The following is a 14,147-nucleotide window of genomic DNA, read 5'->3' on the forward strand; positions in this document are numbered from 1 at the left end:
GTGTATTTAGTCTTTGTAAATACTGAAGTGCTCACGAGCGGCGATCAACTGCTCTTTGGTCAGCATGAATACACCGTCTCCACCATTGTCGAATTCCAGCCAGGTAAACGGCACATCAGGGTATTGCTCTATCAGATGTACCATGCTGTTTCCGACTTCACAAATCAGAATACCGTTATCAGACAGGTAGTCCGGAGCATTGCCCAAAATACGGCGAGTCAGCTTCAGTCCATCACTACCGGATGCCAGACCCAGTTCAGGCTCATGACGGTATTCGTTCGGCAGGTCTGACATGTCTTCCGCATCAACATACGGTGGGTTAGTGACAATCAGGTCATACTGGATTTTCACTAGATCGCGGAACAGGTCGGAACGGATCGGCGTTACGTGATGAATCAGACCGTGCTCTTCAATATTGTGTTCGGTAACCGCCAGCGCATCCGTCGAAATATCAACCGCATCCACTTCAGCTTCCGGGAAGGCATAGGCGCAGGCGATAGCAATACAACCGCTGCCGGTGCACATATCGAGGATATGCTGCGGCTGCTCGTTGATAAGACCCGCAAAGCGGTTATTGATCAGCTCGCCAATAGGCGAACGCGGAACCAACACGCGCTCATCAACATAGAATTCATGCCCGCAGAACCAGGCCTTGTTGGTCAGGTAAGCCACCGGAATACGCTCGTTGACGCGACGAATCACACGCTCAACAATACGATGACGCTCGCTGGATGTCAGACGTGCGGTACGCATGTCCTCAGGAATATCCAGCGGCAGATAAAGAGACGGCAGCACCAGCTGTACGGCCTCATCCCACGGGTTATCCGTACCATGGCCATACCAGATGTTCGCTGCGCTAAAACGGCTGACCGCCCAACGCAACATGTCCTGAATGGTATGCAGTTCACTCACTGCTTCATCGACGAAAATTTTATCCACGTATTCCTCCAGGGCATGCTCGCATTAAATTCGGCGGCTAGTTTGCCACGAAGACGGCGATAAATCAGCATTCACACGGAGCCTGAACGCGAAAATTGCGTTTTAAGCGATCGGATGCCCGTCGAGTCGGGTTAAACTAACGGAAAATAAAAGTTGAGACTCTCGAATGAAAAAGAAAACATCGCTCAGCGAGGAGGATCAGACGCTGTTTCGCCAGCTGATGACCGGCACGCGTAAAATTAAACAGGACACCATTGTTCACCGACCTCCACGTAAAAAAATTGCCGAGGTTCCGGTTAAAAGACTGCTACAGGAGCAGGCTGATGCCAGCCACTATTTCTCGGATGAGTTTCAGCCGCTGCTGAATACGGACGGCCCGGTAAGATACCTGCGTGCCGACGTCAGCCATTTCGAACTGAAGAAAATGCGCCGTGGTGATTACTCCCCGGAGCTGTTTCTTGATTTGCACGGATTGACGCAACAACAGGCCAAACAGGAGCTCGGTGCATTGATTGCCGCCTGTCGTCGTGAGCATGTCTTTTGCGCCTGCGTAATGCATGGCCACGGGAAGCACATTCTGAAACAGCAAACGCCGCTGTGGCTGGCACAACATCCGCATGTGATGGCCTTCCATCAGGCACCGAAAGAGTACGGTGGCGATGCCGCACTGCTGGTACTGATCGAAGTGGAAGAGTGGTTGCCACCTGAACTTCCCTGAGGCAGCAATTCAGAAACAAAAAGAGCCGCATTTGCGGCTCTTTTATTTTCCGGATGGCGACTCTGCCTTATCCGGACGATGAAACATGGCACGGATTCGATTAAATCGCTTTTGCCATTTTCAAATTACACGGGCTCATCTGCCAGTTAAAAATGCCCTTTCCGCTCTCATCAAGCGTTACGCTGGCTATCGCAGATGTGGTAAACATCGGCGGCGTTTCACCTGGGCAAAGCTCAGACACCAGATATCCCACTAACGGTAAGTGAGAAATCACCAGCGCCGTCGCGATACCTTCATTGGCCAGAGCCTGTAAATAGGCGCTGACCAGACCGACATCGCCGCAGGGAGTCAGCTCCGGCAAAACATCCACACCGGCTGGCAGGTTCATACATTCTCCCACCACATCCAGCGTCTGTTCGGCTCGTAGGAACGGGCTCACCAGAACACGTTCGATATCCACTTTTTGACCTTTCAGCCAGTTCGCCATCAGGCGAGATTCGTCACAACCACAAGAGGTTAAAGGACGAACCGAATCACTGGCGGCATCGAGGGCCGCGTCGCCGTGACGCATGATAAAAACTTGCATATTGCACCGCTTTTGTTAACCAGAATCACCGACACGTTTACACAAAGCCCCTATTGGCAGTGGTAACTATGTGGTGGCCGGCATTGTGCCTTATCCATTCACCGAATGAAACGCTGTTTTTTACCTCAACGGCGTAAGTATAGTCAATCTCTGTTTACATTTTGAGCGTGACACATACATTCAGTGCGGATTCATCCTACCTTTGACCTCATGAATTCAGGTCAGTTTCCCCGATATTCCAGAATCTTTCACCACGTTCCGCCATCTGCAATAACTGTTCACACGGTGTAAACCGTGAACCATATTGCGTGGACAGTCGTTGCAGAACCGCAACCACTTCACCCGCACCGAGAGAATCCATATACCGGAACGGGCCGCCGAGGAATGGCGGAAAACCAATACCAAATACAGCGCCGATATCACCATCACGTGCGCTGCGGACGACCTGCTCACCAAAACAGCGTGCTGCTTCGTTAAGCATTAACATGACACACCGCTCGGCAATTTGCGGGGCGGCGAGTTGGCCCTGACCCTGGACGCCAATAAGCGTATAAATTGCAGGGTCGACCTGTTTTTTGCTTTTACGCCCTTTCGCACCATAAAGATAGAAACCCCGACCATTTTTTCTACCTTTGCGATCGTCATTCAAAATTGAAGCAACAACATTTGCAGGCGCGCTAAAACGTTCTCCATATGCGGCCTCAAGCACTGGTATAATTTTAGTGCCCGTATCAATTCCGACCTCATCCAAAAGTTGGATTGGCCCTACCGGAAAACCAAACTTAACCAGCGCGGCATCAATCGTGTCGACACGTTCGCCTTCGGTCAGCATGCGAATCGCTTCGTTGATGTAAGGCGCTAAAATTCGGTTTACGTAAAAGCCAGCCTTATCCTGGACAACAATCGGTGTTTTGCCCTGTTTTTTCGCTAACTTAACGGTTGTGGCAATCGTCTGCTCAGAGGTTGTTGCATGCGGGATCACTTCCACCAGTGGCATTTTTTCTACCGGACTAAAGAAGTGCAGACCAATTACCTGTTCAGGTCTGGCAGCATTAGCCGCAATATCACCAATAGGCAAAGATGAGGTGTTCGATGCAAAAATAGTATGAGGGGCACAATTCTGTTCAATTTCTGCCACCATCTGTTGTTTTAACGACAGATCTTCAAACACCGCTTCAATAATCAGATCACGATGAGCAAAACCGCGATAATCGGTGGTTCCCGAAATCAGCGCCAGTTGTTTGTCACGTTCACCTGCCTTGATATGACGGCGACGAACCTTCGTTTCAAGTTGATCCCAACTGTACTTCAGCGCGTGGTTGATTCCTTTAGCATTAATATCTTTGATGCGTACCGGCAAGCCACCTTTACAGGCAGTGACATAAGCAATACCGCCGCCCATCAGGCCACCGCCCAAAATACCGACGCTATTCAGCGGGCCGGGCTTCGCTTCACTGCCGGGATCCTTTTTCACATCGGTATTGGCAAAAAAGATGTTCCGTAGTGCCTTAGACTGCGAAGTCATCGCCAGCTCACCAAACGCGCGGGCTTCCGCCTCATAGCCGCTGCTGCTGCCCTGTGCGAGACCGGTTTCGATCACCTCAAGAATGCGGTCCGTTGCAGGGTAGTTGCCCAGCGTTTTTTGCGCCGTCTTTTTGCTGACCATACGAAACAGCAGCGCACGTCCCAACGGCCCCGCCAACACACGTTCACGTACGGGCAGCACCCGGTGCGCCGAACTGTCTTTTTTGGCCAGTTCAACCGCGGCTTCCAGCAAAATGGTCTGTGGTACAACTTCGTCCACCAACCCCACTTTTAGCGCCTGTTTTGCCCGGAGCTGTTTTCCTGTCAGGATCATATCCAGCGCAGTACTGACACCAATAAGACGAGGTAATCGCTGGGTTCCACCGGAACCGGGAAGCAGGCCTAACTGCACTTCCGGTAAACCCAGCACGGTTTTAACGTCATCGGTACAGATACGGTTATGGCAGGCCAGCGCCATCTCCAGCCCACCGCCCAAACAGGCACCATGAATCGCGGCGACAACCGGGATCGGCAATGCATTAATTTCCGCCATGATCTGCTGCCCCTGACGGGCCAGCGTTTCAGCTTCCTGCGCACTGCGGCAATCGCCTATCATATTGATATCGGCACCGGCGATAAAATTATCGGGTTTCGCCGAAATGAACACGACACCACGCAACGCTTTATTGTCGCGAATTTGTTTCAGAATGGCCCGAACCTGAAAAGCAAACTCCGCTTTCAGGGTATTCATTTTCTCTCCGGGCACATCAATGGAGACAACGGCGACGTTATCCAGACGCACGTTGAGCGTAAAAGCCGATGTCATTTCCATTATTCTGCCTCCAGAACCATTGCCGCACCCAGACCACCTGCCGCACATGCGGTGACTAAACCAAAGCCACCGCCACGACGCCGTAGTTCATGGAGGGTTTGGGTGATCATTCGTGCACCAGTTGCGGCGAATGGGTGCCCATAGGCAATTGAGCCGCCCAATACGTTAAATTTACTGTCATCGACTTCACCTGTGGCATGGGAACGCCCCAACACTTCGCGGGCAAAACGCTCACTGCCCAGCAACTGGAGGTTCGCCAGCGTTTGTGCCGCAAAGGCTTCATGCATATCAATAAGCGTTAAATCCGCCATGGTTAACCCTGCGCGCTCCAGGGCAAGCGGGGTCGACCATGCAGGTCCCAACAGCATGTCCTGCCAGACATCAATGGCGGTAAAGGCAAAACTACGCAGATATCCCAGCGGTACCAGCCCTAACTCTTTCGCACGCGATTCCGTCATCACAATCACAGCCGCAGCACCATCTGTTAACGGCGTGCTGTTGGCCGCCGTAACGGTACCGTGTTTTCTGTCAAATGCCGGACGCAACCGGGCGTAATCCGCCATCGTCGAGTTACCGCGAATATTGTTATCTTCTGAAAAAGGATCTTTAAAGGGGGGGGCGTAGGTTGTCATCACCTCATCCGCAAGTTTTCCTTCAGACCATGCCTGAGCCGCGCGCTGATGAGAACGGTGCGCCAGCGCGTCCTGCTGCTCACGCGTGATGCCATAGGTTTTGGCCATTTGCTCGGCGGTATCCCCCATGCGTAAACCGGTGGAATATTCAGCAACAGCCGGTGGCACAGGCATCAGATCGCGCAAGCGCAATCGGGAGAAGAGCTTCAGACGTTGTCCGGTTGTGCGGGCTTTATTGACATCCACCAGTACTCGCGCCAGCTTTTTGCTGACGCCAATAGGCAGAACGGAAGAGGAGTCTGCGCCGCCGGCAATCCCAGCACGAATAGTACCGGCCATCAGGCTTTCTGCAACATTCGCCACGGCCTGAAAGCTGGTTGCACAAGCCCGGCTTACGCTGTAAGCATCCGTATGCACATTCATCCCGGTTCCCAGAACAATTTCCCGGGCAATGTTGGGGGCTTCTGGCATTTGAACCACCTGGCCAAAAACCAGCTGTTCAATAACATCAGCAGGTATTTCGCTGCGGGCCAGCAATTCACTAACAACCATTTTTCCCAAATCAACGGCGGGAATGCCATGAAACGCGGTAGCCTGACGGGCAAATGGCGTACGCAATCCGCTCACGATGGCGATACGGTCGCCCTGGCGGGTAACCAGCGGTAAAGCCTGACTCATAACACTCCCCTGTAAAAAATAAAAATAAGTGGTCTGACCTGATCACAGTCTTAACCAATTTTTTACATTTAGCCAAGCGGGGAGAAAAGAAAGTGAGAGCTATGACACAGTGAATAGTCACTGACTGTTACGAAAATGCCCTTGCCACCTGGTGGCAAGGGCATGAGCAGAAGGGATTAACGCAGGCCCAGCTGGAAAATCAGCGTTTCAGCTTCACAGGCAAAAACAAAATCGATATCCAGACGCACGCCTTCTGACTCTTCAGTGAAAGTCGAGGTGATTTTGCAAGGTTCAGATTCCACGCTACGTGCCTTCTCAGTCAGAGCGGCCAGCGTTTCTTCTGCCTCTGCGCGATTCGCGAACACGCGGCTGTAGGAAGCGGTGCAATCGGAGTTGTCCATGATGGTGCCAACATCCATACAGCAGCAAACCGGGGTTTCATCAGCACTGCATTTACTCATTGTAGATTTCCTCTGTATTCGCACCCGAGGTGCCAGATAAACGATAGGGACATTTTACGCTCCCATTATTCGCCTCTCCAGTCGTTAATTGTGCGAAATGAGATAAGTGACAGAAATCACACTTAAAAATGATCTAAAACAAAAATCGCCCAAACAGGTGAGTGCGCGTACCCGCAATTTTGCCAGCTGGATCGCGTTTCTTAGATCAGAATTGAAAATATTTATAAACATACTTGCAACATTCTGGCTGGTCCGACCTATACTCTCGCCACTGGTCTGATTTCTATGTGGTACCTCAGACCCTACACTTCGCGCTCCTGTTACGGCATGTAACATAGTTTGTATAAAAATAAATCTATGAGGTTATGGTCATGAGCCAGAAAACCCTGTTTACAAAGTCTGCTCTCGCAGTCGCAGTGGCAATTATCTCCACACAGGCCTGGTCTGCAGGCTTTCAGCTAAACGAATTTTCTTCCTCTGGCCTTGGCCGGGCATATTCGGGTGAAGGCGCTATTGCAGATGATGCAGGTAACGCCAGTCGTAACCCCGCGCTGATCATGATGTTTGATCGCCCTACTTTCTCTGCTGGTGCGATTTTCGTTGACCCGGATGTCGATATTTCCGGACGCTCACGTATTGGTAACGACGCCAGCCAGGATAATATCGCCCCAACCGCCTGGATACCGAACGTGCACTTTGTTGCCCCAATTAACGATCAATTTGGTTGGGGGGCGTCAGTTACCTCTAACTATGGTCTGGCAACGGAGTTTAACAATAATTACGCAGCCGGCTCGATGGGCGGAAAAACCGACCTGGAAACGCTCAACTTAAACCTGAGCGGTGCCTACCGTCTGAATAATCATTTTAGTTTCGGTCTCGGTTTTAACGCCGTCTATGCCAAAGCGAAGCTTGAGCGTTATGCAGGCGATCTCCCACAGCAGATCGTTGCAGGTTCTGGCGGTAAAATTCCTCCATCACTGGCCGCACAATACCCGGCAGATACGCAGATTGCGCGCCTGAAAGGCGATGAGTGGGGCTTCGGCTGGAACGCCGGTATTCTTTATGAAGTGGATAAAGACAACCGTTACGGTTTCACCTACCGTTCGGAAGTAAAAGTTGACTTCGACGGTGACTACCGCAGCAGTCTGCCATCAATGGACCGTATTCCAGCACAGTTGCGCCCGGTGTTCGCTAGCCTGCCTGCTGGCACTAACGGCAACACAATCGACGGTTCGCTTGATCTGAACCTGCCAGAAATGTGGGAGTTCTCAGGTTATAACCGCGTTGCGCCACAGTGGGCGGTTCACTACAGCATGGCATATACCAGCTGGAGTCAGTTCCAGGAGCTTAAAGCAAAAGGCAGCAACGGCCAGACTCTGTTCTATAAAGAAGAAGGTTTCAAAGATTCTTACCGTATCGCGCTGGGGACTACCTACTACTATGATGATACCTGGACATTCCGTACCGGTATCGCCTTCGATGATAGCCCAGTTCCAGCTAACCGCCGTTCCATCTCTATTCCGGATCAGGACCGCTTCTGGCTGAGTGCGGGTACCACCTATGCGTTTAATAAAGATGCTTCATTGGATGTCGGCATTTCTTATATGCACGGTCAGAAAGTGAAATTCGAAGAAGGCCCGTACTCCTTCGAATCAGAAGGGAAAGCCTGGCTGTACGGTATGAACCTGAACTACGCATTCTGATTTTCATCAGACGTAAAAAAGGTGAGCTTTTTAGCTCACCTTTTTATTTGCCCCAATTCCTTACTCAGAATCGATCTCTTTTAACTCATCCTGAATATCTTTTGCGTTCGGGTTTTCTTCTGGTTTGAGTTTACCGCCATTCGCAATAAAGTCATGACGCTGGAAGTAAGCTTCACGCACCATGATGTAAGGATCTGAAGATTGGCGCAGCAGCCCGTCAGAATCGAGCAGTTGCGCACGCGTTTCAATGCCTTCAACCGTCCATTTACCTATCGACAACGGCCAGGTTAACCAGGACAGAACCGGATACAGCGTATCCACCATATCGCCGCCATCATCACGCAGCGTGAAACTGCCGTAGAACGGAAGCTGCATATAGGGACCGTAACCGACATCATAGTGGCCTAATGTGCTGCCGAAGCGGTGTGGTTCAACACGCTGCAACTTCGGATTCGCCATCCCCGCCACATCAATAAACCCGCCCATACCTAGCAAGGTATTCAGGAAGAAACGGGTAAAATGCACCATCCCCTGATAGGGGTCGCCTTGCAGGAAATAGTTAACCATGACAGCCGGTTCTTCAAGGTTGCCCGTAAAGTTGCTCAAACCATTACGGGCCGGCTGCGGAACATAATCACGCCAGGCTACAGCCACCGGGCGAACAACATATGGATCCAACACATTAAAGTTGAAGTTGTACATGGTGCGGTTGAACCCTTCAAATGGGTCCGAACGCCCCTGCTGTTCAGTACCGGAGCTCGCACACCCCACCAAAAGTGTGGTTCCCAGCGCAAGCGCCGACAGGCGAAGCTTCATAAGTGTCTCCCTGTGTATTATGGCTATCGCTGATTGCCATCCATGACGGAACGATGATGTATCCGCCTGATTAGATGTGAGCGATTGTAACAGCACGTCAATCGATGTCTATATGCCCTAACTTACTGATTTGATCATAGCCTGGTAATACAGACACAGTGATGGTTCATTTTAACGAAGCCAATAAAAACATGCGTTACCATTTTTGCGATTTCAGACTTTATCCACCAGCCTTCAAATAAAAACCGCTACGCTTTAGCAATACGTGCTTATTCAGGATCCTGGTATGACTGACATCGAAAAAGAGAAGATTGATCGTCACAGCGACGAACTCCAGGTGGAAAGCGAAGAAAAGCGGAGCGGAAAAAAGATAGAGCTCAATGAGGACAGACTACCCTCACGTGCAATGGCGATCCACGAGCATATCCGCCAGGACGGAGAAAAAGAGATGGAGCGCGACGCGATGGCGCTATTGTGGTCAGCCATCGCTGCCGGACTGTCAATGGGTGCATCGTTGCTGGCAAAGGGAATTTTTCACGTGCAACTGGAGGGTGTTTCCGGCGGGTTTTTGCTGGAGAATCTCGGTTATACCTTCGGCTTTATTATTGTGATTATGGCCCGCCAACAACTCTTTACGGAAAATACCGTCACCGCCGTCTTACCCGTTATGCAAAACCCCACCCTCGGCAATTTTGGTCTGTTGATGCGTCTGTGGGGCGTAGTACTACTGGGTAATATTGTGGGCACCGGAGTTGCAGCATGGGCGTTTGAATACATGCCGATTTTTGATGAGGCGACCCGCGACGCCTTCGTCAAAATAGGCATGGATGTAATGAAAAATAACCCAACGGAGATGTTTGCCAATGCCATTGTCTCCGGATGGTTGATTGCCACGATGGTCTGGATGTTTCCCGCCGCCGGAGCCGCAAAGATTGTCGTCATTGTCCTGATGACCTGGCTGATTGCCTTAGGCGATACCACACATATCGTCGTGGGTTCAGTTGAAATTCTCTATCTGGTCTTTAATGGAACACTACACTGGGGCGACTTTTTCTGGCCTTTTGCCTTACCGACACTGGCCGGAAATATCTGCGGCGGGACATTTATCTTTGCGCTGATGAGCCACGCGCAGATCCGCAATGATATGAGCAATAAACGCAAGGAAGAAGCCAGGTTGCAAGCAAAGCGGGAAGCCCAACCACAGAAAAACCAGAAAAAACAGACCTGAATGGCGACTGTTTGAGCAGTCAGGCAGCCTGAGACTTACCGTTGAGAGTAAAAAACGCTATACTCGTGCCGCTTCGTCCCCTTAGTTAAATGGATATAACGAGCCCCTCCTAAGGGCTAGTTGCAGGTTCGATTCCTGCAGGGGACATTCCGAGCGTTTATGTCCCCTGCCAAACAATCCCACAAAATCCGCGCCACACAAGGTTTAGAGCCGAAATCAATATCCAACCATGTCCAGCCAATAGCACCCAGAAACACAACTAAAAGTGTCCCTTTAAAGTACCCTCACGCTGTTAGAACTTCGGGAGGGATACTTATGGCCTTGTCACGAACTATCCGGGGAGACTGATAAACACATAACGTTGGCTTGCCAATATCAAACCTTGATGCACGAGTTGGGCAATAATGCGAGCTACAGCTTTGTATTTGATCATGGAATACGTTCAAAAAATACATGAGGCAAAGTTGAAAGTTTAACGATCAGAACCGTGCTTAAATTTCTCGTTCTTTATTCCGTAACAGCGAATACTATGACAGATAAATTAAAAATTACTGAGCAAATTAACTGCAAAACCGAGCCTGATTGGAGTCAATGTTGCAGCTACTACGAAAAACAGATTAGAGAAGAAAAAGACAAAATAGCCAAATACGAAAAAGATTTGGCACTGTCAAACCTACGCCTTGAACAACTTGAAATCTCACTTTGGGAGTGTCAAAAAGGCGAATCGCCAACAAACATCCCTAACGAGTTGCGCAGCGATGAGCTAGTAGAATTCTGGAAAGATAAACTGTTAGCAGATTATCGTAACAACGCTGGATACATTGGGGGGATTGCAGCAGATATTCATTGTTCCAAGCTGAGTGAGTTGCAGCTACGCCATTTATCCGCCGAACTTATCAGCCTTATCTGCGGTGAAGTGCAAGAAAACCTCAAGGTGATTGACGTGATGAGGAACCGGTACGGCTTACTCACTACTCCCGGTCATATAAAAGATTCAATCTATTACCACATCTGCAAACAGCGTGGAATCGACTTAAGCACCAAAAGTGTGAAGGAGCGTCCAGCTGTTATCCGGGAGGCGCTAAATCACTGGGATGTCGATAACGCATTTAAGGAAAGCAATCGGATCATGCGTCATTGGGCTGCACTAACGCATATCCAGCGCAGCAATGGAGGCAGAAAGAGCCAATCCCCAAGAGGTAACAACAACAAAGCAGAGGCGTTAAAACATTATGCTCCAAGGATGACCGCGAAAGAATTTCGTAAAGCTCTTGAAACTAAAGGATTTACAATCACAGAAACGGATAGGACGCTACAGAACTGGATGAAAGAAGCGAAAGCTAAAAACGAAAACAGCTAGCGACTTTCGCGACTTACGACAATGCAATACATGAGAATGCCCCCCATCGAATTGGAATTAGAAAGAGGGGGGTACCAATGTCGTCACTTCACTTGAGCTTAGCTCGCCAAAATCAAATATACGCAAAATCAGGAATGCTGGATTGGCATCGGGTAACAACCAAAGGCAATAACACGCGCGCCAAAGCATGCTTATTATTGTCAACATATCCGCATACTGAACATATGGTGGCCCTGGTTATCTGGTTTCTCGCGAAGCGCTGGGAGCCTTTAACGCTGGTACGCCAATCAGCTTTGCACCACACAACACTTGTCGCTATTTGATAATAGTTCGATCACAACTAAATAAGTAACATAAAATCACATGTACAAGTAGTTGTACGTATGCCATGATTGAACCATCAAATCTCGACCCCCTGGAGAAATCATGCAACACGTAAACTACACCGATGCTCGACAGCATTTAGCTGACCTGATGCAGCAGGCTAATGATGATCGTGCGCCAATCCTGGTTACGCGTAAGGGTGCTAAAAGCGTGGTAATGATCGACGCGGAGGAGTTCGCATCGATTCAGGAAACGTTGCACCTGTTCAGTAACCCTGCGAACGCCGCACACATTGAAGCCAGCCTTGCATCGCTCGAACGCGGCGATTATGAGGAACTGGACATTTAATGAAAGTCAGGATATCCCCGCAGGCAAAAAGCGATCTTCAGTACTGGGCCGAGAATGACCCAAAGACGCATAACAAGGTAATGGAGTTAATCAAATCGGCTAAGGAAAGCCCCTTCAAGGGGATAGGGAAACCGGAGGCGCTAAAGCACCGTAAGCCCCTCTGGTCACGTCGCATCACAAAAGAACATCGCCTGGTGTATTACGTTGAGCAAGGCGATCTGTATATCGTCGCGTGTCGTTATCACTACACCACGATCTAACAGCTTTTCCCTGGCTGGCGGGTTTGCCTTAAACTTTGCCAGCTAATCTTGCCCTCCCCTTTCTGTATGTGATTCTCAAAAAGGGAATCTCACAAAACGGGTATAAATACGGGTACAAATAAAGCCTTCGCCATAAAAATAAATTAAATATCAATTAGTTATCATTAAAGGCGTTTCCTGCAGGGACACCATTTCACAGTTCGCCACTCTCCGCAGTAGTTCGCAAAATCCCTTACACAACATGCTCTCAATAAAATATAAGTTCGCCATAGTTCGCAATAGAACGTTGACAGCCGCATACTTCGGCGGGTAAAAAACGAGTAAATAATTTTACCCACCGGAATTTTACCCATGCTAACCATCAAGCAGATCGACGCGGCAAAGCCGAAAGATAAACCATACCGACTGCTCGACAGCAACGGGCTGTACCTTTATGTGCCAGTTGAATCGCCACAGGTTTAACAGACACCTCATAGTCATTTAAAATGGCTTAAAGAGAGGTGCATATGAGCAGTAAGCGTTATCCTGAAGAGTTTAAAATTGAAGCCGTTAAGCAGGTTGTTGATCGTGGCCATTCGGTTTCTAGTGTCGCAACACGTCTCGATATCACCACCCACAGTCTTTATGCATGGCTAAAGAAATCCGGGCCGGACTCATCCACTAATAAAGAACAGTCAGATGCACGGGCCGAGATCCGCCGGCTCCAGCGACAGTTCAATCCGGATGCTCCGGATGAGCGTTTGGTAACGGACATCACCTACATCAGGACCCACGAGGGCTGGCTGTATCTGGCCGTGGTTGTTGACCTGTTCTCACGCAAAATTATCGGCTGGTCAATGCAATCCCGGATGACAAAGGACATTGTCCTGAACGCACTGCTGATGGCTGTATGGCGGCGTAATCCGCAAAGAAAGGTGCTGGTTCACTCGGACCAAGGCAGTCAGTACACAAGTCATGAGTGGCAGTTATTCCTGAAATCACACGGCCTGGAAGGGAGTATGAGCCGTCGTGGCAACTGTTACGATAACGCGGTTGCAGAAAGCTTTTTCCAGTTACTGAAACGCGAGCGGATAAAGAAAAAGATCTACGGAACGCGGGAAGAAGCCCGCAGCGATATTTTTGATTACATCGAAATGTTTTATAACAGTAAGCGTCGGCATGGTTCGAGCAATCTGATGTCACCGACAGAATATGAAAACCAGTATTATCAACGGCTCGGAAGTGTCTAGATTATCCGTGGCGATTCAGCTCAACGTAACCTTTCAGGTTATACCGAGGTATTCACAGAGTCACTCAAGCCCATTTCTCCCCAAGCATTTTTCCAGCCAGCGATACGTTTTACTGAAATAGAATGATGAGTCGACTTATCATTCTGCGCACGGTGCCCACCGTGTTTATCCAGATACTCCACATGAGCCTCATAAATATCATTCCTGATCCACGACAGCGGCGTGACATAGAAAGTATTCGGCTCTCGACCAAGATCGATAAAAACCCAAAACTCATTATTTTTTTTATCAAGAGTACACTGGGCAGCATAGTTGGTTGTGGTTTGCCATGTTCCCACTTTTTTCGATCGAGTCGTCACTTTGCACGTTTTACCGTTGGGGGCCTCAAATAGGATGAATGACTTGTTGCCTTCCTTTTGAACGACAACATTTCTGGCCCCAAGGCTGGTTAATTTGTGCAATACCGCTAACTGCCCTAATTCTGCTGTGTTCATAATTTTCTCTCAAAC

14 protein-coding genes and 1 tRNA gene are annotated in these 14,147 nt (G+C 49.5%); 8 read left to right on the forward strand and 7 right to left on the reverse strand.

Features of this window, described 5'->3' with window-relative positions:
- Positions 1–6: 6 nt before the first annotated feature.
- Positions 7–939, reverse strand: a complete 933-nt coding sequence (prmB, locus tag NNO03_RS00510; protein WP_271440228.1) for a 50S ribosomal protein L3 N(5)-glutamine methyltransferase — start codon at positions 937–939, stop codon at positions 7–9.
- A gap of 166 nt (positions 940–1,105) precedes the next feature.
- Between prmB and smrB the strand changes: the two genes are divergently transcribed.
- Positions 1,106–1,657 (forward strand): endonuclease SmrB, encoded by a 552-nt coding sequence (smrB, locus tag NNO03_RS00515; protein WP_003839296.1) that lies wholly within the window; start codon positions 1,106–1,108, stop codon positions 1,655–1,657.
- Positions 1,658–1,757: 100 nt separating this feature from the next.
- Here the strand turns inward: smrB and sixA are convergent, their stop codons facing one another.
- The 4 genes from sixA to NNO03_RS00535 form a co-directional block, all read right to left on the reverse strand.
- Positions 1,758–2,243 (reverse strand): phosphohistidine phosphatase SixA, encoded by a 486-nt coding sequence (gene sixA, locus NNO03_RS00520; protein WP_048211041.1) that lies wholly within the window; start codon positions 2,241–2,243, stop codon positions 1,758–1,760.
- Between the two features lie 208 nt (positions 2,244–2,451).
- Positions 2,452–4,599, reverse strand: a complete 2,148-nt coding sequence (gene fadJ / locus NNO03_RS00525) for a fatty acid oxidation complex subunit alpha FadJ (protein ID WP_271448545.1) — start codon at positions 4,597–4,599, stop codon at positions 2,452–2,454.
- Positions 4,599–5,909 (reverse strand): acetyl-CoA C-acyltransferase FadI, encoded by a 1,311-nt coding sequence (gene fadI / locus NNO03_RS00530; RefSeq protein WP_271448546.1) that lies wholly within the window; start codon positions 5,907–5,909, stop codon positions 4,599–4,601. Before fadI ends, fadJ begins: the two co-directional genes overlap by 1 nt.
- Positions 5,910–6,085: 176 nt before the next feature.
- Complete coding sequence (locus NNO03_RS00535) at positions 6,086–6,370, reverse strand: YfcZ/YiiS family protein (RefSeq protein WP_137384194.1); 285 nt, start codon at positions 6,368–6,370, stop codon at positions 6,086–6,088.
- Positions 6,371–6,741: 371 nt separating this feature from the next.
- Between NNO03_RS00535 and fadL the strand changes: the two genes are divergently transcribed.
- A complete protein-coding gene (gene fadL, locus NNO03_RS00540) occupies positions 6,742–8,073 on the forward strand; it encodes a long-chain fatty acid transporter FadL (protein WP_271448547.1) in 1,332 nt (443 codons plus the stop codon).
- A gap of 60 nt (positions 8,074–8,133) precedes the next feature.
- Here the strand turns inward: fadL and mlaA are convergent, their stop codons facing one another.
- Positions 8,134–8,889 (reverse strand): phospholipid-binding lipoprotein MlaA, encoded by a 756-nt coding sequence (mlaA, locus tag NNO03_RS00545; RefSeq protein ID WP_005129765.1) that lies wholly within the window; start codon positions 8,887–8,889, stop codon positions 8,134–8,136.
- Positions 8,890–9,175: 286 nt separating this feature from the next.
- On the opposite strand from mlaA, the gene NNO03_RS00550 reads away from it, so the two are divergent.
- From NNO03_RS00550 to NNO03_RS00575, 6 genes are all read left to right on the forward strand, one after another.
- Positions 9,176–10,117: a formate/nitrite transporter family protein gene (locus NNO03_RS00550; RefSeq protein ID WP_271448548.1), complete on the forward strand. Its 942-nt coding sequence runs from the start codon at positions 9,176–9,178 to the stop codon at positions 10,115–10,117.
- Positions 10,118–10,192: 75 nt separating this feature from the next.
- Positions 10,193–10,264 (forward strand) — tRNA-Arg (locus NNO03_RS00555).
- Positions 10,265–10,646: 382 nt separating this feature from the next.
- Positions 10,647–11,477 carry a hypothetical protein gene (locus NNO03_RS00560; protein ID WP_271440222.1) on the forward strand — a complete coding sequence of 277 codons (831 nt, stop codon included), beginning with the start codon at positions 10,647–10,649 and terminating at the stop codon, positions 11,475–11,477.
- Positions 11,478–11,903: 426 nt separating this feature from the next.
- Positions 11,904–12,149, forward strand: coding sequence for a type II toxin-antitoxin system Phd/YefM family antitoxin (locus NNO03_RS00565; RefSeq protein WP_052932205.1), 246 nt, complete (start codon positions 11,904–11,906; stop codon positions 12,147–12,149).
- The gene (locus tag NNO03_RS00570; protein ID WP_079965309.1) at positions 12,149–12,409 is read left to right on the forward strand and encodes a Txe/YoeB family addiction module toxin; all 261 of its coding nucleotides are present in this window, start codon (positions 12,149–12,151) and stop codon (positions 12,407–12,409) included. Before NNO03_RS00565 ends, NNO03_RS00570 begins: the two co-directional genes overlap by 1 nt.
- 506 nt (positions 12,410–12,915) lie before the next feature.
- Entirely contained in the window at positions 12,916–13,638 is a 723-nt protein-coding gene (locus tag NNO03_RS00575) for an IS3 family transposase (RefSeq protein ID WP_271448549.1), read from the forward strand.
- A 38-nt stretch (positions 13,639–13,676) separates the two neighbouring features.
- Here NNO03_RS00575 and NNO03_RS00580 read toward each other — a convergent pair whose 3' ends face one another.
- Positions 13,677–14,132: a hypothetical protein gene (locus tag NNO03_RS00580; protein ID WP_271448550.1), complete on the reverse strand. Its 456-nt coding sequence runs from the start codon at positions 14,130–14,132 to the stop codon at positions 13,677–13,679.
- Between the last annotated feature and the right edge of the window lie 15 nt (positions 14,133–14,147).

Source organism: Citrobacter sp. Igbk 16 (assembly GCF_028069755.1).
Classification (GTDB): Bacteria; Pseudomonadota; Gammaproteobacteria; order Enterobacterales; family Enterobacteriaceae; genus Citrobacter.

What these genes read in the sequence shown, in the direction of transcription:
- NNO03_RS00565 (WP_052932205.1), top strand. Translation starts at nt 11,904, where the DNA reads ATGCAACACGTAAACTACACCGATGCTCGACAGCATTTAGCTGACCTG.
- smrB (WP_003839296.1), top strand. Translation starts at nt 1,106, where the DNA reads ATGAAAAAGAAAACATCGCTCAGCGAGGAGGATCAGACGCTGTTTCGC.
- mlaA (WP_005129765.1), bottom strand. Translation starts at nt 8,889, where the DNA reads ATGAAGCTTCGCCTGTCGGCGCTTGCGCTGGGAACCACACTTTTGGTG.
- fadJ (WP_271448545.1), bottom strand. Translation starts at nt 4,599, where the DNA reads ATGGAAATGACATCGGCTTTTACGCTCAACGTGCGTCTGGATAACGTC.
- fadL (WP_271448547.1), top strand. Translation starts at nt 6,742, where the DNA reads ATGAGCCAGAAAACCCTGTTTACAAAGTCTGCTCTCGCAGTCGCAGTG.
- sixA (WP_048211041.1), bottom strand. Translation starts at nt 2,243, where the DNA reads ATGCAAGTTTTTATCATGCGTCACGGCGACGCGGCCCTCGATGCCGCC.
- NNO03_RS00560 (WP_271440222.1), top strand. Translation starts at nt 10,647, where the DNA reads ATGACAGATAAATTAAAAATTACTGAGCAAATTAACTGCAAAACCGAG.
- NNO03_RS00550 (WP_271448548.1), top strand. Translation starts at nt 9,176, where the DNA reads ATGACTGACATCGAAAAAGAGAAGATTGATCGTCACAGCGACGAACTC.
- NNO03_RS00575 (WP_271448549.1), top strand. Translation starts at nt 12,916, where the DNA reads ATGAGCAGTAAGCGTTATCCTGAAGAGTTTAAAATTGAAGCCGTTAAG.
- fadI (WP_271448546.1), bottom strand. Translation starts at nt 5,909, where the DNA reads ATGAGTCAGGCTTTACCGCTGGTTACCCGCCAGGGCGACCGTATCGCC.
- NNO03_RS00570 (WP_079965309.1), top strand. Translation starts at nt 12,149, where the DNA reads ATGAAAGTCAGGATATCCCCGCAGGCAAAAAGCGATCTTCAGTACTGG.
- NNO03_RS00535 (WP_137384194.1), bottom strand. Translation starts at nt 6,370, where the DNA reads ATGAGTAAATGCAGTGCTGATGAAACCCCGGTTTGCTGCTGTATGGAT.
- NNO03_RS00580 (WP_271448550.1), bottom strand. Translation starts at nt 14,132, where the DNA reads ATGAACACAGCAGAATTAGGGCAGTTAGCGGTATTGCACAAATTAACC.